Source organism: Agromyces aureus (genome assembly GCF_001660485.1).
In the GTDB taxonomy this organism is placed as follows: domain Bacteria; phylum Actinomycetota; class Actinomycetes; order Actinomycetales; family Microbacteriaceae; genus Agromyces; species Agromyces aureus.
The window spans coordinates 655992-679815 of record NZ_CP013979.1 but is presented as its reverse complement, the minus strand read 5'-3'; the positions used below and the strand labels follow the sequence as shown (position 1 = coordinate 679815).

The following is a 23824-nucleotide window of genomic DNA, read 5'->3' as shown; positions in this document are numbered from 1 at the left end:
GCTCGACTAGCCTGAAACGCATGGAATCGAGGGTGGGCCCCGGCGCACGCGAAGCCGTGTTCGCCCAGCTCGCCGATGCGGGTCGCGCCGAACAGGTCGCGCAGCGCCTCACCGACGGCATCGTGCTGGGTGTGCTCAACCCGGCCGAACGCCTTCCGAGCGAGCCCGAGCTCGCCCGCCGCTTCGGCGTCGCCCTCATCACCGTGCGCGAGGGCCTCGGCATCCTCCGCGAGGCGGGGCTCGTCGAGACCCGCCGCGGTCGCGACGGCGGCAGCTTCGTCGTGGCCGACGACGCCGACCACCGCACGATCCTCACGGCGCGCCTTCGCGCACTCGCCCAGGTCGAGCTCAGCGACATGGCCGTCTACTTCGGCGCGATCCTCGCGGGCATCGCCGAACGCGCCGCCGAACGCGCCTCCGACGCCGACGCCGAGCGCCTCGGCGCCTGGCTCGACGCCTCCGACTTCACGACCGCCGCCGGCGCCCGCACCAACCAGGGCGGGTTCTTCCTCGAGCTCGCCGTGCTCAGCCAGTCGGCCAGGCTCGTGCGCGAGCAGATCCGCCTGCAGGCCGAGTTCGGTCCGCTGCTGCTGCTCGGCTTCGACGACGAGGGCGAGCGAGCGGATGCCGCGGCCGCCGACCGACGCATCGTCGCCGGCGTCGCCGCCCACCGCCCGAGCGAGGCGCGCACGGCCGCAGGCGAGCTCGTGACCGCCCTCGCCGGGCGACTGCTCGCCGCCAAGGCACGGGTCGAACGCGGAGGAGGCATCGATGAGGACTGAGCAGCCCACGCCCGCCGCGGCACTCGACGCCGCGGTCGCCGTGTCGCGCCTGTTCGCCGAGGTGTTCGAGCAGCTCGCCGCCTGGCGGTCGCCGATCGAGCAGGCGATCGCCCCCGGCATCCGCGAGATCGCGAGCGACACCGCGGTCGGCGAGGTGCGCCCCGCCGAACTCGACCAGGTCGTCGCGGGCCTCGTGCTGCCCCTGCTCGTCGAGCCGGAGCCTCGCTACGTCGGCGCCGGGTTCATCGCCGACGGCGAGATCGTGCGCGGACGCGACGTGCACTTCGCCTGGTGGCTCGGCCCGCTCGCCGACAACCCGGTGCTCGGCTCGACCGACGCGCCCACCAGGCTCGACCTCTCGACGCGCGGCTACACCGAGTACCTGCGCGACTTCCGGTCGCTCGAGTGGTACCGCATCCCCTCGACCACGCGGCAGGCGCACGTCACGGGGCCGTACGTCGATCACCTCTGCACGTGCGACTACCTGCTCACGCTCACGATGCCGGTGCACGCGCCCGACGGCGAGCGCATGGTCGGCGTGGTGGGCGCCGACATCACCGTTCGCCGGCTCGAGGCCGAGCTGCTCGCCGGATTCCTCGCGGCCGAGACCCCGCTCGCCCTCGTGAACGCCGACGCGCGGGTCGTGCTGTCGACCGAACCCGCGCTCCAGGTCGGACAGCTCGCGGGCGACGCGGCGACGACGATCGCGTGCGAGGGCACCCCGTTCCGGGTGCTCGTCGCGCCCTCGGCGGCGGCCCGCCCGTAGCCGCACCGGTCGCCCGGGGCAGCCCCGCAGCATCCGGGTCGAATCAAATCATCCGTTGATATATCTTTGATTTCGAGCGTATGCACCGAGGCAGACGAAGCTCTGCGTGTGCACCCGAGAAGGAGAAACCCATGAGCTATGCCGTGATCAACCCCGCCACCGGCGAGACGGTCGAGTCCTACGACACGATCTCCGACGAGGCGCTGCAGGCCGCCATCGCGAAGGCGACCGAGACGCACCGCGCCTGGTCGAAGAACACGACCGTCGCCGAGCGCGCCGCCCTCATCCGCCGCGTCGCCGAACTGCACAACGAGCGCGCCCAGGAGCTCGGCGCGATCATCGTCCGTGAGATGGGCAAGCCCATCGAGCAGGCCGTCGGCGAGGTCGAGTTCGCCGCCGCGATCTACGAGTACTACGCCGACCACGCCGAGTCGCTGCTCGCCGACGAGCAGATCGAGCTCCTCGCGGGCGAGGGTTCGGCCCTCATCCGCCGCTCGTCGCTCGGCCCGCTGCTCGGCATCATGCCGTGGAACTTCCCGTACTACCAGGTGGCCCGCTTCGCCGGCCCGAACCTCATCATCGGCAACACGATCCTGCTGAAGCACGCCGAGCAGTGCCCCGCGTCGGCCGCCGCGATGGAGCAGATCTTCCTCGACGCCGGCTTCCCCGAGGGCGCCTACGTCAACCTCTACGCCTCGCACGACCAGATCGAGACCGTCATCGCCGACCCGCGCGTGCAGGGCGTCTCGCTCACGGGCTCCGAGCGCGCGGGGGCCGCGATCGCCGAGATCGCCGGCCGTCACCTGAAGAAGGTCGTGCTCGAGCTCGGCGGCTCCGACCCCTTCGTGCTGCTCTCGACCGACGACCTCGACGCGACCGTCGAGGCGGCCGTGTTCGCGCGCGTCGACAACAACGGCCAGGCCTGCAACGCGGCCAAGCGCTTCATCGTCGTCGAAGAGCTGTACCAGCCGTTCCTCGACAAGTTCACGGCCGCGATGAACGCCGTCACCGAGGGCGACCCGGCCGCCGAGGGCACTGCACTCGGCCCGCTCTCGTCGGCGAAGGCCGCCGACGGCCTCGCCGACCAGGTGGCCCGCGCCGTCGCGCAGGGCGCCACGCTGCACTCGGGCGGCACGCGCAACGGCAACTACTACTCGGCCACGATCCTCACCGACGTCAAGCCCGGCTCCGACGCGTTCCACGAGGAGTTCTTCGGCCCCGTCGCGCAGGTCTTCAAGGTCGCCGACGAAGACGCCGCGGTCGAGCTCGCGAACGACACCCCGTTCGGCCTCGGCTCGTACGTCTACACGACCGATTCCGAGCAGGCGCTGCGCGTCGCCGACAAGATCGAGGCCGGCATGGTCTTCGTCAACGTCGTCGGGGCCGACGGCGCCGAGCTGCCCTTCGGCGGCATCAAGCGCTCGGGCTCGGGCCGCGAGCTCGGCCGCTTCGGCGCCGACGAGTTCGTCAACAAGAAGATGATCCGCATCGGCTGATCTGCGCTTCGCCGTTCGCACGACCGGATGCCCCGGGGCCGACGCCCCGGGGCATCCGTCGTTCTGGCCGGGTGCGCGAGGTAGCGTCGATGGGGTGACTCCCACGCAGCGATTCCAGGCCGTGCTCTTCGACTGCGACGGCGTGCTCGTCGATTCCGAGGTCATCACCAACGGCGTGCTGCGCGGCATGCTGCACGAGCTCGGCTGGCCGATCAGCCGCGAGGAGTGCGTCGAACGTTTCATCGGCCGCGCCCTGACCGACGAGTTCGACGTCATCGAGGCGCACACGGGCGTGCGGCCCGACCAGGCCTGGCTGCTCGAGTTCCGCGACCGGCGCAATCGCGCCCTCGCGGTCGAGCTCGAGCCGATCCCCGGAGCGGTCGCCGCCGTCACGGCCGTGGCCGCCGCGTTCGACCGACGGATCGCCTGTGCCTCGGGCGCCGATCGGGCGAAGATCGAGCTGCAGCTGGCGAAGATCGGGCTGGCCGACGCCTTCGGCGAGCACGTGTACAGCGGCATGGAGACACCGCGCAGCAAGCCCGCCCCCGATGTCTACCTCGCCGCGGCGGCGGGGCTCGGCGTCGATCCCCGCGACTGCGCCGTCGTCGAGGACACGGTCGCCGGCGTCACGGCCGGCGTGGCCGCCGGGGCGACCGTCTTCGGCTTCGCCCCCGGCGGGCCTGCGGCCACGGCGCCGGAATCGCTGGCCGCGGCCGGCGCCTCGCAGATCTTCACGAGCATGCACGAACTGCCCGCGCTGCTCGGATCGGCCGCGCCGCGGCATCCGCGAACTTAATCATCCCAACCTATAGTTTTACGACCGGAAGTATGGCTATGCTGGCGCAACCACGATGAGGTGGTCGCGGCGTGGGGGCGTCGACGGCACCTCTTGACGACCCTGAAAGGCGCATATGTCCGTCGAACCAGCCAAGCCGACCGACCTCGGCGACGGCGATCACCTCGAAGTCCTCGGCTACCAGGACTCGTTCAATCGCTCGATGAGTCTCTGGGCGAACTTCGCCCTCGGCTTCACCTACCTCTCCCCCTTGGTGGGCGTCTACTCGCTCTTCGCCGTCGCCCTCTCGATCGGCGGACCGCCCTCGATCTGGTGGATCGTCATCGTCGGTGCGGGCCAGCTACTCGTGTCGCTCGTGTTCGGCGAGGTCGTCTCGCAGTACCCGATCCACGGCGGCATCTACCCATGGGCCCGGCGCCTCTGGGGTCGCCGCTACGCGTGGATGGCCGCCTGGATCTACATCTGGGCCATGATCGTCACGATCACCGCCGTGGCCGGCTACGGTTCGGGCTTCGTCGCGAGCCTCGTCGGCATCACCGCGACGCCCGAGTCGACCCTCGCGATCACGCTCGGCCTGCTCGTGATCGCCCTGATCTTCAACTTCACGGGCACGAAGACGCTCGCCCGCGTCGCACAGATCGGCCTCGCCGCCGAGCTCATCGGCGTCATCGGGGTCGGCCTCTACCTGCTCGTCTTCCAGCGCAAGCAGGAGTTCAGCGTCTTCTTCGACACCATGAACGTGCAGGGCGACGGCTCGTACGCGACCGCGTTCATCGGTTCGGCCATCGCCGGCCTCTTCCTCTTCTACGGCTTCGAGGCCTGCGGGGATGTCGCGGAAGAGGTCTCGAACCCGGGTCGCCGCATTCCCAAGGCCATGATCCTGACGATCCTCGTGGGCGGCGTCTCGGCGCTGTTCTCGTTCGGCGGCTACGTGCTCGCGGCCCCCGACCTCGCCTCGATCGTCTCGGGTGAAGACGCCGACCCGATCCCCGGAATCCTCGAGGCGACGCTCGGCACCGTCGGCGCCAAGATCTTCCTCGGCGTCGCCGTGCTCGCGTTCATCTCGTGCGTGCTGAGCCTGCAGGCCGCCGCGAGCCGCCTGCTCTACAGCTTCGCGCGCGACGGCATGATCCCGGGCCACCGCTGGCTCGCGAAGGTCAGCCCGAACACGAAGGTGCCGCGCAACGCGCTCATCGTCGCGTGCACCGTGCCCGCGATCATCACGGTGTTCATCTACGTGAACCCGGCGATCACGCTGCCCGTCACGGCCTTCGCGGTGCTGGGCATCTACATCGCGTTCCAGATGGTCGTGCTCGGGGCCCTCCGCCAGCGCCTGCGCGGGTGGAAGCCCGCCGGAACGTTCTCGCTCGGCGGCGCCGGCATCGTGATCAACGTGCTCGCGCTCGCCTACGGGGTGTTCGCGATCTGGCTGCTCGCCACCCCCGGCTCCTCCGGCGACGTCGTGGCCGACTACGCCGTCTGGATCGGGCTCGGCGTCGTGCTCGTCTCGGGCCTCGCGTACCTGTTCATCGCGCGCCCCGACCGCAAGTCCGACGCCCCCGCGGGCGACGCGATCGAGGTCGCCGAGCGCCTGGCCGTGCGTCGTGCCGAGACCGCCTCGATGTCCAAGGTCGACTGACCGGCGTCACCGCGCCTCAGCCAGGCTCGCCACAGCAGAGCGAGCGGATGCCGCCCCGAACCTCTCGGGGCGGCATCCGTCGTCTGTGCGGTCAGCGCTTCTTGCGGTCGAGCTGGGCGTCGATCTCGCCGCGCCGGGTCTCGAAGATGAGGTGCAGCAGGTCGTCGGGGATCTCGTGCTGCGCGGTGAACTTCAGGGCGCCCTGAGACCAGTCGAAGCCGGCGAGACGGTCGCTGATGGCGGGCAGCACCTTGCCGCTGAACGGGTAGAGCCCGAGGTGCGACTTGGACTCGAGCGCGGCGACGAAGCCCTTGCCCCGGTAGAGCAGCGCGGGCATGCCGTAGCTCTCGCCCTCGGTGAGGTCTGGTGTGGCCTCGCGTGCGACGGCGTAGACGCGTGAGAGCGCGGCGCGATTGCCGGTGGCCGCGCGTTCGAGGTGCGCGTCGATGATCCCCATGGCGGAATCCTGCCACCGGCACCCGGCTACGGCCAGTGCGTTTCGCCACGTTCGGGCCGACCGCCCCGCGAACTGGGGACACGAGCGCCTCCACCCGGCCCGGCGGACGGAGCACAGCCCCGCGATCGCCCGCCGGTAGGGTGAGCGGGTGATCCGTCGCCATGTCGTCGTCTCGGGGCTCGTGCAGGGCGTCGGCTACCGCTACCTGGCGCGCAAGCACGCCCAGCGACTCGAGGTCACGGGCTGGGTGCGCAACCTGCCCGACGGCACCGTCGAGGTCGAGGCGCAGGGCACCGAGTCCGCCGTGCTCGAGCTGCTGCGGCGACTCGAGCAGGGGCCGACCGGCGCCGAGGTATCCGGGGTGATCGCGGCGGACCTCGAGCCGCGCGACGAGGACGACGGGTTCGTCATCCTCCGCTGAGGGCGCCCGTCCCGAGGGCCGACGCCAGGGCTGATTCCTCGGGCCGATACCGGGAGGCCGATACCGCGACGCCGATGCCGACGCCGACGCCGACGAGGCATCGCACGCCGCGAGGGTCGGATGCCGCGAGCCGCCGCCCGGGTACGCGAAAGGGCCCACCGGCGAACCGGTGGGCCCTCGCGATCGTCAGGCGACGCGTCGCCGCGTCAGACGAAACAGCCTGCGCGAATCAGATCGCGTTGACGTCGAGCGGGATGCCGGGGCCGAACGTGGTCGACACGGCACCCTTCTGGATGTAGCGGCCCTTGGCGCTGGACGGCTTGAGACGGACGACCTCTTCGAGGGCGGCCTTCACGTTCTCGTCGAGCTGCTCAGCGGTGAACGAGGCCTTGCCGACGACGAAGTGCACGTTGGAGTGCTTGTCGACGCGGAACTCGATCTTGCCGCCCTTGATGTCGGAGACGGCCTGGCCGACGTTCGGGGTCACGGTGCCGGTCTTGGGGTTCGGCATGAGACCACGCGGGCCGAGGACCTTGCCGAGACGGCCGACCTGGCCCATGAGCTCGGGGGTCGAGACGGCGGAGTCGAACGAGGTGTAGCCCGCAGCGACCTTCTCGATGAGCTCGGCGCCGCCGACCTCGTCGGCGCCGGCTGCGATGGCTGCCTCGGCGGCGGGGCCGGTCGCGAACACGATGACGCGAGCGGTCTTGCCGGTGCCGTGGGGCAGGATGACGGTGCCGCGCACCATCTGGTCGGCCTTACGGGGGTCGACGCCGAGCTTCAGCGCGACCTCGACGGTCGAGTCGAACTTCGCCGAACCGGTCTCCTTCGCGAGCGCGACGGCGTCGGTCGGGGTGTAGAACGTGTCGGCCTTGATCTTCTCGGCCGCGGCCCGGTAGGCCTTGGACTTCTGTGCCATGTTGGTTCTCCTTGGAGAGAGTGTGGTCATCGCGCCTGGCGGGCGCTGCCACGAGTGAAATTCTGAAGTGACGGATGCCGCGGCATCCCGTGCCGATCTTGCGACGCGGAGCGACGCTTCGACCGGCGAGGCGATTACTCGACCGTGATGCCCATCGAGCGGGCGGTGCCGGCGATGATCTTCGACGCGGCGTCGAGGTCGTTGGCATTGAGGTCGACCATCTTCGACTCGGCGATCTCGCGCACCTGCGCCTGGGTCAGCTTGCCGACCTTGGTGGTGTGCGGGACGCCCGAACCCTTGGCGACGCCGGCAGCCTTCTTGATGAGCTCTGCGGCGGGCGGGGTCTTCAGGATGAAGGTGAAGGAGCGGTCCTCGTAGACGGTGATCTCAACGGGGATGACGTTGCCGCGCTGCGACTCGGTCTGCGCGTTGTACGCCTTGCAGAACTCCATGATGTTGACGCCGTGCTGACCCAGCGCCGGGCCGATGGGCGGGGCGGGGTTGGCGGCGCCGGCCTTGATCTGAAGCTTGATCAGACCAGTGACCTTCTTCTTCGGTGCCATGATTTCTCTCTTTCTGTTCGAACGCCCAAGTCCTGGGCACTCTCCCGCTCGACCGGCGGTTCCGGAGGGCGGTGGATCGTGGTGCTCACGCAGCACAACCCTCCGAGTATACCGGAGGGTTGGCTGAGTGTTTGCGGGGTCTCGATACGCGTCCGACTTCGTCGGGCGCTACTCGACCTTGCCCCGAGCCGCATCAACGCTGCTTCGCAGCACTGATCCGGCTCGCGTCAAAGCTTGGTGACCTGGTCGAAGCTGAGCTCGACCGGGGTCTCGCGCTCGAAGAGCGAGACGAGCACGATGAGCTTGCCGCTCTCGGGCTTGATCTCGCTGATCGAACCGGGCAGGCCCGCGAACGAGCCGTCCTTGATCGTGATGGTCTCGCCGACCTCGAAGTCGACCTCGGCCTGGATGGCGCGGGCGGCGCCGGTGGCCTGGCCGCCCTTCGCACCCTTGACGGGGGCGACGTCCTTGATCTCGACGAGGCTCTTCAGCATGCCGAAGGCCTCTTCGAAGCGCAGCGGTGCCGGGTTGTGGGCGTTGCCCACGAAGCCCGTGACGCCGGGAGTGTGGCGGATGACCGACCAGCTCTCCTCGTTGAGGTCCATGCGCACCAGCACGTAGCCGGGGATGCGCACGCGGGTGACCATCTTGCGCTGGCCGTTCTTGATCTCGACGACGTCTTCCATCGGGACTTCGACCTGGTAGATGTAGTCGGCCATGGCCATCGACTCGCGGCGCTGCTCGATGTTCGCCTTCACGCGGCGCTCGAAGCCCGCGTAGGAGTGGATGACGAACCACTTGCCCGGGAGGAAGCGCAGTTCGTTGCGGAACTCCTCGTACGGGTCGTGCTCGGGCTCTTCGCTCTCTTCGATCACGGCCTCGAGCGCGGCATCGGCCTCTTCGACCGAGTCGATGTCGAGTGCGTCGTCGACGACCGCGTCGGCCTCGGGGTCGTTCGCCTCGGCGATGGCGTCGAGCACGGCATCGAGGTCGACGTCGTTGCCCTCGTCGTCGACGAGGTGGACGGCACGCTGCTCGGCGGGCTCGACCGACTGCTCGTCGTGCTCGAGCGAGTTGCCCTCCTGGGCCTCGTCGTCTTCGGCCGACTGTTCTGCGGCCGTGGCCCAGTCGACGTCGTCGCGCTCAGTCTTTGCCAATTTCTCGATTCCTTTTCTTGCGTGCGTCCTGCGACGCGCGGTTCTTCAGGACGAGTGGCTGATCAGGCCCCAGTCGACCCGAAGACGTACAGCACTACCCATCCGAACACCGAGTCGAGTGCCCAGACGAGGGCCATCATGATGATGACGAACACCAGCACGACCACGGTGAAGCTGAAGAGTTCCTTGCGGGTCGGAGTGACGACCTTCTTCAGTTCGGCGATGACCTGTCGAATGAACAACACGATCCGCGCGAAGGGGTTTCGCCGCGATGCGCGCTCGCGCTTCGCGTTGGCGACGACATCCTCGCTGGGTTCGTCGATGATCTTCCGGGCCACCTCGTACACCTTTCGTGGGCCGGCAATCGCTGCCGGCTCGCAGGGCGGACAGGACTCGAACCTGCAACCTGCGGTTTTGGAGACCGCTGCTCTACCAATTGAGCCACCGCCCTTCGGAGACGTCGCCTCCGAGGATCACACCTTCTGACCGGCCTCACCCTACTCGAAAATCCGAAGACATCCGGGCACGGGAAAGCTTGGTCGTCGTGCGCAACCTCAGCAAGTTTAGGTGACGGATGCCCCACCGCCAAACCGGCGTGGGATCCGGCCTGTTCGAGGGCTCGCGAGCAGGGCTCCGACCATCGCGAGCACGACGCCGGCGAGGGCGGCCCACGCCGCGGCATCCGTCGGGATGTCGAGGTAGACGGTGATGCCGAGGATGCGCGACAGGCCCCACGGCAGCAGCGCCATCTGGTCGTTCCATGCCGTGAGGGCGGCCTCGAGTCCGATGACGGCGACGAGGCCCGCGATCACGGCCAGCGCGGCACCGCACGCGGCCGTGACGACCCCGATCGCCCGGCGCGCGCCGACCGACTGCGCGAGCGCCCAAGCCGCCGCGACGAGCACCCAGGCGAAGAGCGCAAACGCCACCGTCGAGTAGGCCGAGCGCGCGACCGGCTCGGTCCAGAACCCGAACCAGTACCCGCCGGGCCCGGTGGGCGCGAGCGCGAACGAGAGCAGCGCGACGCGCAGCAGCACGGCTCCGGCGACGGATGCCGCGACGGAGGCGAATGCTGCCCGGCCCCCGATCCAGCGGGCGACGAGCAGCGCCACCGCTCCGAACACGAGCCACGCTCCGAGCGTCACCACGAGGTGCGCGGGCGCCGCGAACCAGGTGAGGATGCACCGGCTCAGCACCAGCGCGGCGGCCGGGATCGCGACGAGCAGCACGCGCTCGGCGCGGCCGAGCGCGGCCGTCACCTCGGGGGCGCGCCAGGGCCGCGTGCCCGCGATCCACGTCGCACGGGCGAGTCGGGCGCCGCGCCACCGGGAGACCCGCGGCCATCGCGCGGCGATGCCGTAGGCGATCCAGGCGAGCGTCACGGCGAGCATCACGATCGCCATCCACGCCATCGCCTGATCGCGGTCGGCCCGCTCCAACCCGAGGTGCGCGGCCGTGAGGTTGTAGGCCGGGTGGTACGGGTCGCCGGCGTAGTCGCGTTCGTGCGCGGCCGACGACCCCAGGAACGCCGAACGTGCGACCTGCCACGCGTCGTACGCCGCGGCATCCTTCGTGTCGTGCCACTCGGCCTTGTGCAGCACCATGGCGCGGTAGTCGGCGAGCATCGCGAGGGTGCTGTGCTCGTACGCGAGCGACTCGACGAATGCGTCGCGGAGCGCGGCATCCTTCCACGTGGCGGCGTCGGTGCCGTCGATGCGCGCCTGCATGCGTTCGACCGCCTCGAGCGCGCGCGATCCCCCGGCGATCGCCTCGTCGAGGTCGTCGCGGGCGATCGCGTAGATGACGTCGAGCGCGGCGCTGTCGCCGGTCGGGATGTCCCACTCGAAGATCCACATCATGGGCGGCGGCTCGAGCCCGATCGCCTGCACCCGGTGCTCGGCGTACGGGCCGATGTACAGCCCGTCGGTGATCGCCTCGCGCGAGTCGGTCATGGCCTCGGTGATCGCCTGCACGGTGGTCGGGTCATCCGAGAACCAACGGCGCGCCCAGTCGGCGGTGACGGATGCCGCATCCAGCGATGGATCGCGGGCCAGGCGCACGGCCAGCTCGGTGTTGAGCTCCGCGAGCTGCCAGAAGCCCGCCTTGAGCTCGAGCGAGAGCGGACCGGCCCGCCAGGGGCCACCGTCCTGCGTCCAGGTCCAGACGCCCTCGATGTTCGGATTCGCGGCGAGCAGGCGGTCGAGCGTCTGCGAGTACAGGTCGCCGAGGTCGTTCGGCCACGCGCCGAAGTTCTCGAACTCGCGTCGGCTCTGGAACTCGATGATGCGGCGCTGGTCGCCCATCTCGAGCGTGTCGTTGATCGGCAGGTGGCTGTAGAAGTCGCCGAGCGAGTACTTCGTCGAGACGATGAGCCGGTCGGAGTCGATGCCCTCGAACACGGCGCGGTACGAGTCCGGATTGGTGTGCAGGTCGCCGACGGCGCCGACGCCGACGGTCCACGTGCGGAAGATCACCTCGCGGTCGGCCCGCTCGGCCTGGTCGAGCAGGGTCGTGAGCATGGCCTGCACGGCGTCGACGGTGGTCACGGCGAGCGCCGAGCGGTAGTCCCAGTCGGGCAGGTCGTAGACCTGGCCGGCCTCGCCGATGCGGATGAGCACGCCGTCGACCGCCGGCAGCTCACGGTACAACTCGTCGAGGCCCGCCGCGTAGACCTGCCAGAACTCGGGGTTCTCGGTGTCGAGGCCGCCGAACCGCTCGGTGAGGTACTCCTCGAGCGGCGTCGTGATCACGAGCATGTCGGTGCGCAGGAACACCTGCAGGCCGGCATCCTTCGCCGACTGCCACATCGGACCGAAGGCCTCGCGCATCGCGAGGGCGCGGGCCACGTGCTCGTCGCCCGGCTCGTAGACCTCGGTGCCGTCGCCGACGTCGGAGAACGTCAGGTACTCGAGCAGCCCGGGCACCGCGATCGCCGTGTAGCCCTCGGCGAGCAGGTGCGCGACGTACGCGTCGAAGTCGTCACGGGCGATCGCGAGCGCGTCCTGGTCGATGTACGGGGCGTCCGGCAGGATGACGTCCTCGAACGCCTTGGAGTTGTGCGAGTAGTCGTCGCCCGCCGCCCACGCGGCCTCGTCGACGGTCACGCCGACCGCGCCGAGGTCGGCCATGCGGAACCCGAGCTTCGACTCCACGGTCTCGCCGAGGTGCTCGGCGGTCGAACGGCCGTCGCGCACGGCCTGCGCGAGGTCGTAGACGCCGCGCACGGCGCCTCGCTCGCTCGCGGCGACGACACGCAGTGCGGCGGGAGTGCCCTCGAGCGCGTACGACTCGTCGGCCGGGTCGCCGTCGCCGGCCACGACCTCGAGGGTCGCGGTGCCGTCGGTGGTCGCGGCATCCGCCACCGCGTCGTCGAGCTCGGCGAGGGCCGCGGCGACCCGCGGCGAGGCCGGCGAGGTCGGCGCGGCGGGCGAGGCGGTCGCGGCGCCCGCACCCGACGACGCGATGCTCGTGAACACGGGCGGCGGCACGCTCGCCGCGACCGGCGCCGCCTCGAGCGTCTCGACGGGGATGTCGGCCGCCTCGGTGCGGATGCCGAGCGCATCGGTCAGCACGAACGCGATGCCCGCGCCGAGCGCGAGCAGGATCAGGGCGGCGACCACGGCGAGCGCGGGTCGAGCAGGGCGCTTCTTCGCGCCGGGGTGCATCGTCACGCGCGGAGCATACCCCAGAGTGGGTCGCGTGACCCACTTGTGATGTTCGCGCCATGCACGGGCGTCGGCCGCCCCACCCGTAGATTGGGAGGATGTCGATCGAACGGGGCACCCGACTCGTCACGGAGCCGCAGAGCAGCGTGCGCGTCACGGGCGAGCACTCGCAGTTCCGGCTCGACCTCGAGCGCATCAGGTTCTCGCCGTACTTCTCGCGGCTCTCGGCCGTGACGCAGGTGATCGCCCAGCCGGGCGCTGGCCCGCTGATCCACAACCGGCTGACCCACTCCATCAAGGTCACCGCTGTCGCGCGCGCCATCGCGGTCGGGCTGTCGGATGCCGCGTCGCCGGCGCGCGCGCTCGCACTGGAGCACGGCTGCGACGCCGTCGTCGTGCAGGCGGCGGCGAGCGCGCACGATCTCGGCCACCCGCCGTTCGGGCACCTCGGCGAGCGCGTGCTCGACCGGCTCGCCCGGGAGACGCTCGGACTCTCCGACGGCTTCGAGGGCAACGCGCAGACCTATCGCATCATCGGGACGCTCGACGTCTCGGCGAACGCCCCGCACGGGCTGAACCTCACGGCCGCCGTGCGCGCGGCCGTCGCGAAGTACCCGTGGACCCGGTTCGTCGACCCCGCATCGCTCGGACCCGGAACGCTGCCGCGCGGCATGCGGCGCGTCTCGGGCGGCATCGACGTCGTGAAGTTCTCGGCCTACGACCTCGACGCCGCCGACCTGTTCTCGGCACGGCGCGGACTTCCCGCCATGCAGCAGTCGCTCGAGTGCTCGATCATGGACATCGCCGACGACATCGCGTACTCGATCCACGACGTCGACGATTTCTACCGCGCGGGCCTCCTGAGCCAGGGGTCGGTGGCCCGCGAGTTCCGCGGCTTCATCGAGGAAGGCGCGACCCTCCGCGAGCTCGACGACGACGCCCTCGCTGCTCGGTCCGCTCCCCCGGGCGCCGCGCTCGAGGGCCTGCGCCGCAAGCTGCACCGGAGCGACTCCTGGATCGCGACCGACGAGGCCTTCGCCGAGGCGGTCGACGTCGTCGCCGACGATCTCGTCGACGGCCTGCTCGCGACCCCCTTCGACGGCTCCATCGCCTCGGAGCGCGCGCTCTCGTCGTTCACGAACCGGTGGATCAACCACCTGCAGACCTCGGTCGTGCCGGCGCCGGCCGACGAGGTGCGCACCGGGCTCGTGACGCTCGACCGGCTCGCCTGGCACGAGGTCGAGGTGCTGAAGTTCGTGCACCGGCACTTCATCCTCGACCGCGCCGACATCGCCATGTACCAGCGCGGGCTCAGCAGGGTGCTGACGCGTGCAGTCAAGGGCCTCACGGCCTGGATCACCGACGACATCGACCGGCACCGCGTGCCCGAGCGGTTGCGGGAGCTCGTCGAGCTCGCGACCGAGGGGTACGCCCTGCTCCGCGTGACGAAGCCCGAGGGGGTTCCGATCCCCGATGCCGGCGACGTGCACCGCCTCGGCCTCGGGCGAGGCGTCGTCGACTACGTCGCCTCCCTCAGCGACGACCAGGCGCTCGCCGTCTCGGAGGCGATCGACGGCCGCCCCGACCGACTCTGGGACATCGGGCAGAACCTCTGAGCGGTCGTCCGGCACGGCGCACACCAGAACGAGCGGGCGGATGCCGCGACATCCGCCCGCCCGTTCGACGCCGCGACGCGGCATCCGCTCCGGTCTACTCGAAGAGCGAGAGCGTCACCGTGCCGGAGTAGGTGCCAGACTCGACCGTCGCCGGCGTCCGCAAGAACAGGCCGGCCGTCGCGGTCCACGAGCCCTCGACCGCGATCTCGCCCGAATCCCAGGCGCTCGCGAAGAGCTCCTGGTCGACCAGGCCGACGTTGTCGGGGGCGCCGTCGAGCACGGTCAGCACCTCGTCGCCCGCGGAGACCAGGCCGGACTCGCCGCCGTCGATCAGCTCGGGTGCCCATCCGAGGTGACCCGCGCCGATCTCCGCCTGCCCGGCGTCGCCGGTGAAGCCCGACGAGCTTCCGAGCACATACCACGCCGACCCGGCCGGGATCTCCTCGGCCGTGCGGGTGTCGGTGATCGTCACCGCGGGCAGCGACCCCGTGAACTGGCGCACGAGCTCGGTCGAGCCGTCCTCCGTCAGCGCCACCTGGGTGCCCGCGATGCTCATCGCCAGGATCCCGGGCTCCGCCAGTTCCGAGACCTCGACGCTCACGTCGACCTCGCCGCCACCGTGCTCCTCATCGGCCATCGCGATGCCCGCGTTGCCGGCCAGGACCAGACCGCACACCGCGGCACCCACCAGGGCGCCGATGCGCCATTTCGCCTTCGTCATCGTTCTCTCCTTCGTCACTCGGGTCGGCCCGCCGTTCGGGCCCGTGAACCACGCCATCAGCCGCACGAGCGAGCCTCGTACGGAACCACCTGCGTCGACGACACCGTCTCGCCGCCGACCTCCGCCGACGCGGTGATCGTCACCTCGCCGGCGGCCAATTCCGCCACCCGTGTCGAGAACGCGTGGAACGCGTTCTTCCCCGGCGCGACGGACGCGAACGAGCGCTCGCCGAACTCCGACGCGAACGCCACCGAGACCGGCGCCTCCTCGCCGTTCACCGCACGGACCGACAGCACCGCGGCACCCGCGACGCACCGACTCGACACCGTCGCCTCGACCTCCAGCGAGGGCGTGGCCGCGACCGTGACGACGCCGTGGCCCGCCACCGCGATGTCGCCGACGAGCGCCCGGTACTCGAGGCGCTGCTCCCCTGGCGCATCGAGCACGATCGGCCCCGAGACATCCGCCCAGGCACCGTCGTCGACCCGGTACTCGAGGCCGGAGACGTCTCCCGCCGTGCCCGTCGCGCTGATCGTCACCGAGGGCGGCACCGAGTACGAGCCGTCGGGCAGGTCGGGCTCGGCCGGCGCGATCTCAGCCGTGATCGCAGCCTCGGGCTCCGCCGACGACGGGACCGAGAGCTCGAAGAGGCTCAGGTACGGGCTCAGGTTCTTGGCCGTGACCGTGACCCGCACGTGCCGCGCGGTGACCGGGTCGAAGCCGACGGTGTCGGTTCGCGCGCCGGTGGCCATGCCGGTGCGCGTCGCGACCGTCGTCCAGGCCTGTCCGTCGGTCGAGACGGCGACCGCGTAGTCCTTCGCCGAGGCGCCCTCCCACTTCAGCACGACCTCGCCGAAGCGCTGCTGCGCCCCGAGGTCGGCCGCGATCCACGGCTGGGCCACGTAGCTCGCCGACCAGCGGGTCGCGTCGTTGCCGTCGACGGCGAGCGACGGCGGGAAGGCCGCGGCCTCGACGCCGGACGAGGTCGCCGTCGCGCCCGTGGTGAGCGGCTTCGGGCTGAAGACCGACATCCGCCACGCGGCGATGTCGCCGTCACCCGAGCGGATGTCGCGGACCGCGACGTAGCGGGCGGCGAGGCCGCCGACGTCGACCACGCCGGTCGTTCCGTCGACGTCATCGGTCACGTGCTGCCAGAAGCGTCCGTCGGTCGAGACGTGCACGTCGTAGCTCTCGGGCGGCGTACCGGCCCAGTCGATCTCGACCCGGCCCGTCGGCGCGGACGCACCGAGGTCGATCGTGACGTCGGCGGTGTCCTCGGAGGTCGCCCACCTGGTGAGCGATCGCCCGTCGGTGAGTGCGGAGGGCGGCGTGCCCTCGCCGCTCGACGAAGCGGTCACCACGGCGCCCAGCGAGCGTTCGCCCGCTGCCGCCGTGCCGACGCCCTGCTCGATCGTGCTGAGGCCGGGGCCGGGGCCGACCTGCCTCTGGAGCGTGGTGAAGTCGCCGTAGGCAAGGGCGGGAGTGGTCGACTTCCAGGTCTTCTGGGCGATGACGGGGAACGAATCGCGCATGAGCCCGTGCACGTCGAGCTCGGAGTAGTCCTCGTGCACGAGGTCGTTCCAGACCGCGAACATCGCGCCCTTCGGCGTGCCGGCCGGCACGACCTCGGTGCTGCCGAGCTTGTTCGGCAGCCACGAGGCGTAGAGCGAGGAGTTGTTCAGGCCGTTGCCGTGGTAGTAGTTCGCGAACGGCACCACGTAGAGGTCGCCGTCGTTCGTGTTGATGAACTCGTAGCCGTCGGCGAGCGCGGAGGCCATGCCGTACCAGCCGTTGTTCCATGCATTGATCGTCACGTCGCGGTCGTAGCCGGCAGCCGAGCCGTGCATCACCGTCATGCTGCCCCACGCGCGCGGCTGCTTGCCGAGTCCGCGGATGTGGTCGGCCATGGTGTTGAAGAAGGTGCGGTAGTCGTCCCTGCCCTCACGGGGGTACTCGTCGGTGCCCATGTGCACGTCGGGTCCCTCGAACCAGGGCGTGAACTCGTCGAAGACCGCCTTGATCGTCTCGGTCGATTCGGGCTTCGAGAGGTCGAGGTGGTCGGAGTCGCCGCCGTTGAACCCGATCTCGGGCTTCCAGCGGATGAACGAGCGCGAGTGGGCCGGGGCGTCGATCTCGGGGATGATCGTCACCGCGTGCGACGCGGCGGCATCCTCGAAGCTCTGCCAGTCTGCCCGGTCGTACGCGCCGTCCTCCGACGCGAGGCCGGCGAAGGCGGGGTTGTCGGTCTTCAGCCGGAACCCGTCGTACGCGTCGACCCATCCGCCCGCGGGCCTCGCGATCTCGTTGTCGTTCAGGTGGATCTGGAACTCGTTGAGCTTGTACCAGCTCATCATGGTGATGTAGTCGCGCACGAACTCGGGGGTGAAGAAGCGCCGCCCGACATCGAGCATGAAGCCGCGCACCTCGTGGTTCGGCCAGTCGATGCTCTCGCCGATCGGAAGTTCGGAACGCCCGGGCGACTGCAGCAGCGCCTGCAGCACCGTGCGGGTTCCGTAGAACGCGCCGTCGGTGCTCGGCGCCGCGATCTCGACGCCGTCGGCGGTGACGCTGAGGCGGTAGCCCTCGGCCTGGAACAGCTCGCCGCCCGCAGCGTGGCTGAGCGTCTCGTCGAAGTCGAGCACGAGGTCGCCCGCCGACGGGGCGGCGCCCGCGGCGTCGGCGACCTCGGCGACGATGCCGGTGGTCGCCTCGAGGTCGGCCGCGAACTGCGCCGCGACCTCGACGAGCTCGGGATCGGCGACGATGCGGCCGGTGCCGTCGAGCGTGAACGCGCCGTCCCCGCCCGTCCACGTCTGCAGCTCGGGGATGATGCGCGGGGCCGGGTTGGTCGCGGCCTGCGCCGCGGTCGGCACGAGCGTCGCGGCGATCACGCCGGCGCCGAGCACCAGTGCTGCCGCGACGCGGGCCCGCGCCTTCGTGTGACGTCTGACGGGCATGTCCACTCCTTCGGGAACGACTTCGGGAACGACTTCGAGAACGACTTCGAGAACGGCTTCGGAACGATGGATCGGATCAGCTCGAGCAGGCCCTCGCGTCGAATGCGGCGGTGCTGGTCGACGAACGCTCCTCGCCGCCGATGGTCGCGACGGCCTCGATCGTGACGGCGCCCTCGGGGATGCTCGACGCCCTGGTACTGAACGCGTGCGTGGCGTTCTTCCCGGAGGCGACGTTCGCGAACGACTTGCCGCCGTACGGTGACGTGAACGAGATGGACACCGGCACGGCCTCGCCGTTCCTCGCCGTGACGGCGAGCACGGCCTTCGAGGCGATGCAGCGCGTCTGCACGCTCACGGTCACGTCGAGCGGGGCACGGGACTCGAGGTACGCCCGCGTGATGCGGTCGAGCTCGCCCTCGAGGCGGTCGACCTCCGCCGCGATGTCGACGTCGCCCGGGTCGATGACCCCGCCGAACGGGTCGCGCTTCACGCCGGGGTTGCCCATCGCCCCGAGCGCCGTCTTCAGTTCGGCAGCTGCCTCGGGGGACTGCTCGCTCAGCCAGCGCACCTTCTCGGCGTCCCGGATGCCCTCGTTCATGCGCTCCCAGCGCACGGACGAGACGTTGCCGGGATAGACCTGCGCCGTGTCGCCGGACTCCCAGGTCTTGAAGTCGGTGGTCGCGAACGGGTCCTCGACGAAGCTGTCGTAGGCCCAGCGCAGGTAGCCGTCGGAGTCGGTCGCGACGGTCTTCCACTGCGTCCACGCGGCCTCGGCCAGGTTCGACCGGATGAACGTGTTCGGGTAGATGCCGACGCAGTAGTAGATGCTCGTGATCAGTCCGAGCTCGCGACGGTGCTTCATCGTCGCCTCGAAGACCTCGTCGCCGACGAGGACGTGATCCGACGACACGGAGATCTTGTCGATGCGGTCGAGTCGCGGGTCGGAGAGGCTGTTGTAGTTCATCGCGGCGCCGACCTTGAGGCCCGGTGCGTGCGCGTCGATGAGGTCGACGGCCTTCAGCAGGTCGCCGAGCGCCCGCTCGTCCATCGCCATGTACGTGCGGTCGAACCACCCCTTGGCCTCGAGGTGCGGTCCGAACGCCTCGAGGAACGCGCTCCACATCTCGGTCCAGATCGCCGTGCCCACCGGCACGCTCGCCGTGATCGTCTGGCCGGACGCCTCGTCGAGGTACTGCACCTTGCTCGCCCAGTTGACCATCGAGTAGGCGTCGATCTGGCCGTCGATGCCGACCTCGTCGATCATGAACGACACCCACTGGTCGAACACGGTGAAGTCGAACCCCCACGTGCCGTCGGCCTTCTTGGTCCACTGCACCATCGAGCCGTACGGGTCGTACGTCTGCGAGGCCCACGGGTCGTTGACGACGGTCGCCGTGATGACGTCCTGGCCCGCGTCGCGGAGCCGCTGGTAGTGCGGCAGCATCGCGTCGAAGTGGGCCCTGGTCCAGAGCTGGTCGGCCGGGATGCCGGAGACCCGGGCGACCGCGTACGGGTTCTGCCAGAGGTCGATGAACTGGTCCCAGTCGCCCGCGTCGGGCAGTTCGAGGTCGAGGACCTCGACCGCGAGGTCGAACTCGATGCGCTCGCCCTGGTCATCGACGACGACGATCTCGCCCGTGTACTGGCCCGCTGCGGCATCCGAGGGCACGTCGACGGCCAGCCAGAGCGGCTGCACGGTGTCGGCGGGGATGTCGATGCGCTCGGCCTTCGACAGCACATCCGGGATCGGCTCCTGCGGGCGCCCGAGCGAAGGTCGACCGCGTCCCGCCATGACCGAGGCGACGAAGTCCACGTCGAGGCCGTCGGCATCCAGTTCGGCGCCGGATGCCCCGACCAGCGTGGCGCTCTCGACGCGCACTCCGGTCTTCGGCTCGTCGCCGGTCCAGAGCACGAACTGGCCGCTGACGCGGTCGTTGCGCCACGCGGAGTCGGTCCAGGCGGTGCCCGTCATGCCGATGACGTCGCTCAGGTACATGCGGCGGTAGTCATCGAAGAGCTTGGTGGTCGCGTAGTGGAAGTTCGTCTCGCCGACGGCGCCGCTGAGCGTGGTCGGCGCGGCGGTCACCGTGACCTCGCGGGATGCGGTGAAGCCGCCGTCGACGCTGGTGGCGGTGATCGTCGCGGTGCCGCCGCCGACGGCCGTGAGGCGGCCGGTGGCGCCGACGGTCGCGACCGAGTCGTCGGAGGAGGACCAGGTGACGCCTGCGTCGGTCGCCCCTGCGGGGACGACGGTTGCCTCGAGCTGTCGCGTCGCGGACTCGACGAGCGCCAGCGGCTCGGTGTCCATCTCGACGCCCGTCACCGGCACGCGCTGGGCGATGACCTCCGCGAAGTCGATCTGGCCGTCGGCGCGCGACGCGGCGGGGCTCTTCTCGCCGGTCAGCCGGAGCTTCACGGTGTGCTGCCCGGCCGGCAGGGCGCCGGTGTCGAAGATGAGCTGCTTGAAGGTGCGGGTCGCCGCGTAGGCGTCGACCACGACCTCGGCGCCGTCGTCGACCGAGACGGCGTACCTGCCGTGCGGCACGTCCTTGATGCCGAACAGTCGCGCCTGCTCCCCGGTGAACGAGAACGTGAGCGTCGAGCGATCGGCGGCCTTCGCCCAGTGCTCGGTGCCCGCGTTCCACTTCGCCGGGTCGAGGCCGGATCCCGCGTTCCACCCCGCACCGAACTCGAACCGGTTGGTGCCGCTCGAGACGGCGTCGTCGACGATGACGGTCGTCGACTCGGCGGTCGCGGCGCCGGGCGCGGCGACCGCGGCCAGCGGCAGCGCGAGCCCGACGGCGAGGAGCAGCGCGAGTTTCCGACGGACGGATACCGGAGAGGCGGTCATGCTCGTTCCCTTCGCGTGGTCTCGCAGGGCGGCCAACGCTCATCGACAATGATTCAAGCTGATCGAAACTCACTGAATCGTGCAGTTTCGTTCAGGTTTTGCCCGAGCCTCTCGTATGGGTGAAAGCCCGTCAAGAACGAATTCACCAACCTCGACGCGTGCCTGCTCGGCCGGGATCGAATCGATCACCGCACGTGAGCGATGCGCTCAGTTCCCGGTCGCGCGCCGTGGCGGGCCCGGGAGCACTGCAGGGCTTCCCGGGGGCAGCGCACGGAGCGCGGAACGCGCATTCCCACTGCTCGAAGAAATTCATCCCGGACCCGTGGCCGGCCGCCGGACCGGCTCCCGTCACGAGCGGGCCGCCGCGGCATCCGCTCGGTAGACTTCACGGGTGACCGAGAAGCCGCGCCTGTCGTCCCGTATCGCCGCCATCGCCGAGTCCGCGACCCTCAAGGTCGACGCGAAGGCGAAGGCCCTGCAGGCCGAGGGCCGCCCGGTCATCTCGTATGCCGCGGGCGAACCCGATTTCGCGACGCCCGAGCACATCGTCGAGGCGGCGCTTGCGGCCGTGCACGACCCCAAGAACTACCGCTACACGCCCGCGCCCGGCCTGCCCGAGCTGCGCGAGGCGATCGCCGCGAAGACGCTGCGAGACTCGGGCCTCGAGGTCTCCCCCGGCCAGGTCGTCGTCACGAACGGCGGCAAGCAGGCCGTCTACCAGGCCTTCCAGGTGCTGCTCGACGCGGGCGACGAGGTGCTCGTGCCGACGCCCTACTGGACCACCTACCCCGAGGCGATCAAGCTCGCCGGCGGCGTGCAGGTCGACGTGTTCGCGGGCTCCGAGCAGGGCTACCTCGTGACGGTCGAGCAGCTCGAGGCCGCTCGCACCGAGCGCACGAAGGTGCTGCTGTTCGTCTCGCCGTCGAACCCGACCGGTGCCGTGTACTCGCCCGAGCAGACCCGCGCCATCGGCGAGTGGGCCCTCGAGCACGGCATCTGGGTGGTCTCCGACGAGATCTACCAGAACCTCACCTACGCGCCCATCGACGGCCCGGCCGATGCCGCCGCCCCGCGCGCGCTGTCGATCGTCGAGGCCGTGCCCGGCCTCGCGAACCAGACGATCCTCGTCAACGGCGTCGCGAAGACCTACGCGATGACCGGCTGGCGCCTCGGCTGGATGGTCGGCCCCGCCGACGTCATCAAGGGCGCCGCGAACCTGCAGTCGCACCTGAGCTCGAACGTGTCGAACATCTCGCAGCGCGCCGCCATCGCCGCGCTCAACGGCCCCCAAGACGCCGTCGAAGAGATGCGCCGCGCGTTCGACCGCCGTCGCCGCCTCATCGTCTCGGAGCTGTCGAAGATCGACGGCTTCACCGTGCCGGTGCCAGAGGGCGCGTTCTACGTCTATCCCGATGTCACGGGGCTGCTCGGTCGCGAATGGGGCGGCGTCACGCCGACGAACTCGCTCGAGCTCGCCGACCTGATCCTCGAGAAGGCCGAGGTCGCCGCGGTTCCCGGTGAGGCGTTCGGCCCCAGCGGATTCCTGCGGTTCAGCTACGCCCTGGGCGACGCACCACTCCTCGAGGGCGTGCAGCGCCTGCAGCGCCTGTTCGGCTGACGCGCCGACGTCGGCGGCACCCGGACGCACGAGAACGCCCGCACTCCCCGGTGTGCAGGCGTTCTCGTTCTGAAGCCCCTCGGCCGCGTCATCGCTGTCGAGGGAGTCTGGAGGGCGTCAGTGCTTGAAGGCGTCCTTGACGTCTTCGGCGGCGTTCTTCAGGTCGGCCTTGGCCTGGTCGGCCTTGCCCTCCGCGACCTTCGCGTCGTCGCCGGTCACCTTGCCCTGGGCCTCTTTGGCCTTGCCGCCGAGGTCTTCGGCGGTGTTCTTGATGCGGTCGTCGATTCCCATGGTGGAACTCCTTCCGAGCGCCGCGGTCTGCCGTGCTCGAGACCCAGTCAAACGCCTTCGGGCCGGGTGCGACTAGGGGTTGAGTTCACAGCCGGGATCGCCTAGCACATGGCCCGCGGCGGCGCGGGAGTCGCCGCAGGGGCGGCGGCACGCAGCGCGGTCGCGGCCTCGACGGCGAGCTCGTCGGCGACGGCGTCGAGCAGCGGCGAGCGCAGGTTCCACTGCTGCCAGTGCAGCGGCACGTCGACGGGCGGTCCGCCGAGCGGCACGAGGGTTCCGGCGGCGAGGTCGTCGGCCGACTGGAACCCCGGCAGCAGCCCCCACCCGAGCCCGAGCTTGATCGCGGCCGCGAAGTCCGCGGAGGCCGGCACGAAATGGCGGGGCGGGGCGACCGGGTCGACGCCGCGGGCGGCGAGGTACTGCCGCTGCAGGTCGTCGCGACGGTCGAACTCCACGATCGGGGCGTCGGCGAACGACTCCGTGCGTTCGGGCAGGTGCCATCGCGCGGCGAAGGCGGGGGTGGCGACCGCCTCGTAGCGCATGGTTCCGAGCGGTCGCACGAGACATCCGGCGACCGGATCGGCCTGCGAGGTGACGGCGCCCATGACCGTGCCCGACTCGAGCAGGCCGGCCGTGAAGTCCTGGTCGTCGCGGTGCAGGTCGAAGACCACGGGATGTCGGTCGGCGACCCGTGCGAGCGCCGGCAGGAACCAGGTGGCGAGCGAGTCGGCGTTGACCGCCAGCGGCAGCGTCACGGGCCGGGGCCGGCCCGCGTCGCGACCGTCGTCGCCGCCGTGGTCGTCGCCGCCGAGCCCGAACGCGGCGAGCGTGTCGTGCTCGAGCAGGGCGAGCTGGCGCGCCAACCGCACGACCGCGGCGCCCGCTTCGGTCGCCCGCGCGGGCTTGCTGCGCACGACCAGCACCCGGCCGAGCTGCTGCTCGAGGGCCTTGATGCGCTGCGAGACGGCCGACGGGGTCAGCCGCAGGCGGCGGGCGGCCGCGTCGAAGGTGCCCTCGTCGATGACGACGGCGAGCGTGCGGGCGAGGTCGGTCGGGATCTCCATCTGAAGCAACGCTAATGCTTCTGAAGGAACCTGAGCTGGATTGAT

19 protein-coding genes and 1 tRNA gene are annotated in these 23824 nt (G+C 70.5%); 8 read left to right on the top strand and 12 right to left on the bottom strand.

The features are described from left to right. Nucleotides 1-20 precede the first annotated feature (20 nt). The 5 genes from ATC03_RS02890 (at nucleotide 21) to ATC03_RS02870 (ending at nucleotide 5479) form a co-directional block, all read left to right on the top strand. The gene (locus ATC03_RS02890) at nucleotides 21-782 is read left to right on the top strand and encodes a FadR/GntR family transcriptional regulator (protein ID WP_152030841.1); all 762 of its coding nucleotides are present in this window, start codon (nucleotides 21-23) and stop codon (nucleotides 780-782) included. Then, nucleotides 772-1548 carry a cache domain-containing protein gene (locus tag ATC03_RS02885; protein WP_067872891.1) on the top strand — a complete coding sequence of 259 codons (777 nt, stop codon included), beginning with the start codon at nucleotides 772-774 and terminating at the stop codon, nucleotides 1546-1548. Before ATC03_RS02890 ends, ATC03_RS02885 begins: the two co-directional genes overlap by 11 nt. Nucleotides 1549-1679: 131 nt before the next feature. After that, a complete protein-coding gene (locus ATC03_RS02880; RefSeq protein WP_067872888.1) occupies nucleotides 1680-3044 on the top strand; it encodes an NAD-dependent succinate-semialdehyde dehydrogenase in 1365 nt (454 codons plus the stop codon). 94 nt (nucleotides 3045-3138) lie between these two features. Beyond that, the gene (locus tag ATC03_RS02875; RefSeq protein ID WP_067872885.1) at nucleotides 3139-3840 is read left to right on the top strand and encodes an HAD family hydrolase; all 702 of its coding nucleotides are present in this window, start codon (nucleotides 3139-3141) and stop codon (nucleotides 3838-3840) included. 115 nt (nucleotides 3841-3955) lie between these two features. Then, nucleotides 3956-5479 carry an APC family permease gene (locus tag ATC03_RS02870; protein ID WP_067872883.1) on the top strand — a complete coding sequence of 508 codons (1524 nt, stop codon included), beginning with the start codon at nucleotides 3956-3958 and terminating at the stop codon, nucleotides 5477-5479. Between the two features lie 91 nt (nucleotides 5480-5570). Here the strand turns inward: ATC03_RS02870 and ATC03_RS02865 are convergent, their stop codons facing one another. Beyond that, complete coding sequence (locus ATC03_RS02865) at nucleotides 5571-5936, bottom strand: iron chaperone (RefSeq protein ID WP_067872880.1); 366 nt, start codon at nucleotides 5934-5936, stop codon at nucleotides 5571-5573. Between the two features lie 148 nt (nucleotides 5937-6084). Here ATC03_RS02865 and ATC03_RS02860 point away from each other — a divergent pair, with 148 nt between their 5' ends. Continuing rightward, nucleotides 6085-6357: an acylphosphatase gene (locus ATC03_RS02860; RefSeq protein ID WP_067872878.1), complete on the top strand. Its 273-nt coding sequence runs from the start codon at nucleotides 6085-6087 to the stop codon at nucleotides 6355-6357. 229 nt (nucleotides 6358-6586) lie between these two features. On the opposite strand, the gene rplA is transcribed toward ATC03_RS02860, so the two are convergent. The 6 genes from rplA to ATC03_RS02830 form a co-directional block, all read right to left on the bottom strand. Further along, nucleotides 6587-7276, bottom strand: a complete 690-nt coding sequence (gene rplA, locus ATC03_RS02855) for a 50S ribosomal protein L1 (protein ID WP_067872875.1) — start codon at nucleotides 7274-7276, stop codon at nucleotides 6587-6589. A 134-nt stretch (nucleotides 7277-7410) separates the two neighbouring features. Further along, nucleotides 7411-7839, bottom strand: coding sequence for a 50S ribosomal protein L11 (gene rplK / locus ATC03_RS02850; RefSeq protein ID WP_067872872.1), 429 nt, complete (start codon nucleotides 7837-7839; stop codon nucleotides 7411-7413). 227 nt (nucleotides 7840-8066) lie between these two features. Further along, a complete protein-coding gene (nusG, locus tag ATC03_RS02845) occupies nucleotides 8067-8996 on the bottom strand; it encodes a transcription termination/antitermination protein NusG (protein ID WP_067872869.1) in 930 nt (309 codons plus the stop codon). 62 nt (nucleotides 8997-9058) lie between these two features. Further along, nucleotides 9059-9334 carry a preprotein translocase subunit SecE gene (secE, locus tag ATC03_RS02840; protein ID WP_067881215.1) on the bottom strand — a complete coding sequence of 92 codons (276 nt, stop codon included), beginning with the start codon at nucleotides 9332-9334 and terminating at the stop codon, nucleotides 9059-9061. 40 nt (nucleotides 9335-9374) lie between these two features. Beyond that, a tRNA-Trp gene (locus ATC03_RS02835) sits at nucleotides 9375-9447 on the bottom strand. Nucleotides 9448-9559: 112 nt separating this feature from the next. Further along, nucleotides 9560-12661 (bottom strand): hypothetical protein, encoded by a 3102-nt coding sequence (locus ATC03_RS02830; RefSeq protein WP_067881212.1) that lies wholly within the window; start codon nucleotides 12659-12661, stop codon nucleotides 9560-9562. Nucleotides 12662-12759: 98 nt separating this feature from the next. Between ATC03_RS02830 and ATC03_RS02825 the strand changes: the two genes are divergently transcribed. After that, nucleotides 12760-14277: a deoxyguanosinetriphosphate triphosphohydrolase family protein gene (locus tag ATC03_RS02825; protein ID WP_067872866.1), complete on the top strand. Its 1518-nt coding sequence runs from the start codon at nucleotides 12760-12762 to the stop codon at nucleotides 14275-14277. Between the two features lie 94 nt (nucleotides 14278-14371). On the opposite strand, the gene ATC03_RS02820 is transcribed toward ATC03_RS02825, so the two are convergent. The 3 genes from ATC03_RS02820 to ATC03_RS02810 form a co-directional block, all read right to left on the bottom strand. Beyond that, nucleotides 14372-14998 (bottom strand): hypothetical protein, encoded by a 627-nt coding sequence (locus tag ATC03_RS02820; RefSeq protein ID WP_067881209.1) that lies wholly within the window; start codon nucleotides 14996-14998, stop codon nucleotides 14372-14374. Between the two features lie 56 nt (nucleotides 14999-15054). Beyond that, the gene (locus ATC03_RS02815; protein WP_152030840.1) at nucleotides 15055-17955 is read right to left on the bottom strand and encodes a discoidin domain-containing protein; all 2901 of its coding nucleotides are present in this window, start codon (nucleotides 17953-17955) and stop codon (nucleotides 15055-15057) included. 76 nt (nucleotides 17956-18031) lie between these two features. Then, nucleotides 18032-20806, bottom strand: a complete 2775-nt coding sequence (locus ATC03_RS02810; protein ID WP_152030839.1) for a glycoside hydrolase domain-containing protein — start codon at nucleotides 20804-20806, stop codon at nucleotides 18032-18034. A 391-nt stretch (nucleotides 20807-21197) separates the two neighbouring features. Here ATC03_RS02810 and ATC03_RS02805 point away from each other — a divergent pair, with 391 nt between their 5' ends. Beyond that, nucleotides 21198-22424 carry a pyridoxal phosphate-dependent aminotransferase gene (locus ATC03_RS02805; RefSeq protein ID WP_067872858.1) on the top strand — a complete coding sequence of 409 codons (1227 nt, stop codon included), beginning with the start codon at nucleotides 21198-21200 and terminating at the stop codon, nucleotides 22422-22424. Nucleotides 22425-22541: 117 nt separating this feature from the next. On the opposite strand, the gene ATC03_RS19705 is transcribed toward ATC03_RS02805, so the two are convergent. Beyond that, on the bottom strand, nucleotides 22542-22715 hold the full coding sequence (locus ATC03_RS19705; protein WP_074400962.1) for a CsbD family protein: 174 nt from the start codon (nucleotides 22713-22715) through the stop codon (nucleotides 22542-22544). Nucleotides 22716-22816: 101 nt separating this feature from the next. After that, nucleotides 22817-23779: a LysR family transcriptional regulator ArgP gene (locus ATC03_RS02800; RefSeq protein ID WP_067872855.1), complete on the bottom strand. Its 963-nt coding sequence runs from the start codon at nucleotides 23777-23779 to the stop codon at nucleotides 22817-22819. Nucleotides 23780-23824: the final 45 nt, after the last annotated feature.

Coding starts and splice junctions, on each gene's coding strand:
- ATC03_RS02865 (WP_067872880.1), bottom strand. CDS start 5,936: ATGGGGATCATCGACGCGCACCTCGAACGCGCGGCCACCGGCAATCGC.
- ATC03_RS02820 (WP_067881209.1), bottom strand. CDS start 14,998: ATGACGAAGGCGAAATGGCGCATCGGCGCCCTGGTGGGTGCCGCGGTG.
- ATC03_RS02815 (WP_152030840.1), bottom strand. CDS start 17,955: ATGCCCGTCAGACGTCACACGAAGGCGCGGGCCCGCGTCGCGGCAGCA.
- ATC03_RS02825 (WP_067872866.1), top strand. CDS start 12,760: ATGTCGATCGAACGGGGCACCCGACTCGTCACGGAGCCGCAGAGCAGC.
- rplA (WP_067872875.1), bottom strand. CDS start 7,276: ATGGCACAGAAGTCCAAGGCCTACCGGGCCGCGGCCGAGAAGATCAAG.
- ATC03_RS02830 (WP_067881212.1), bottom strand. CDS start 12,661: ATGCACCCCGGCGCGAAGAAGCGCCCTGCTCGACCCGCGCTCGCCGTG.
- ATC03_RS19705 (WP_074400962.1), bottom strand. CDS start 22,715: ATGGGAATCGACGACCGCATCAAGAACACCGCCGAAGACCTCGGCGGC.
- ATC03_RS02810 (WP_152030839.1), bottom strand. CDS start 20,806: ATGACCGCCTCTCCGGTATCCGTCCGTCGGAAACTCGCGCTGCTCCTC.
- ATC03_RS02890 (WP_152030841.1), top strand. CDS start 21: ATGGAATCGAGGGTGGGCCCCGGCGCACGCGAAGCCGTGTTCGCCCAG.
- ATC03_RS02800 (WP_067872855.1), bottom strand. CDS start 23,779: ATGGAGATCCCGACCGACCTCGCCCGCACGCTCGCCGTCGTCATCGAC.
- rplK (WP_067872872.1), bottom strand. CDS start 7,839: ATGGCACCGAAGAAGAAGGTCACTGGTCTGATCAAGCTTCAGATCAAG.
- ATC03_RS02880 (WP_067872888.1), top strand. CDS start 1,680: ATGAGCTATGCCGTGATCAACCCCGCCACCGGCGAGACGGTCGAGTCC.
- ATC03_RS02885 (WP_067872891.1), top strand. CDS start 772: ATGAGGACTGAGCAGCCCACGCCCGCCGCGGCACTCGACGCCGCGGTC.
- ATC03_RS02870 (WP_067872883.1), top strand. CDS start 3,956: ATGTCCGTCGAACCAGCCAAGCCGACCGACCTCGGCGACGGCGATCAC.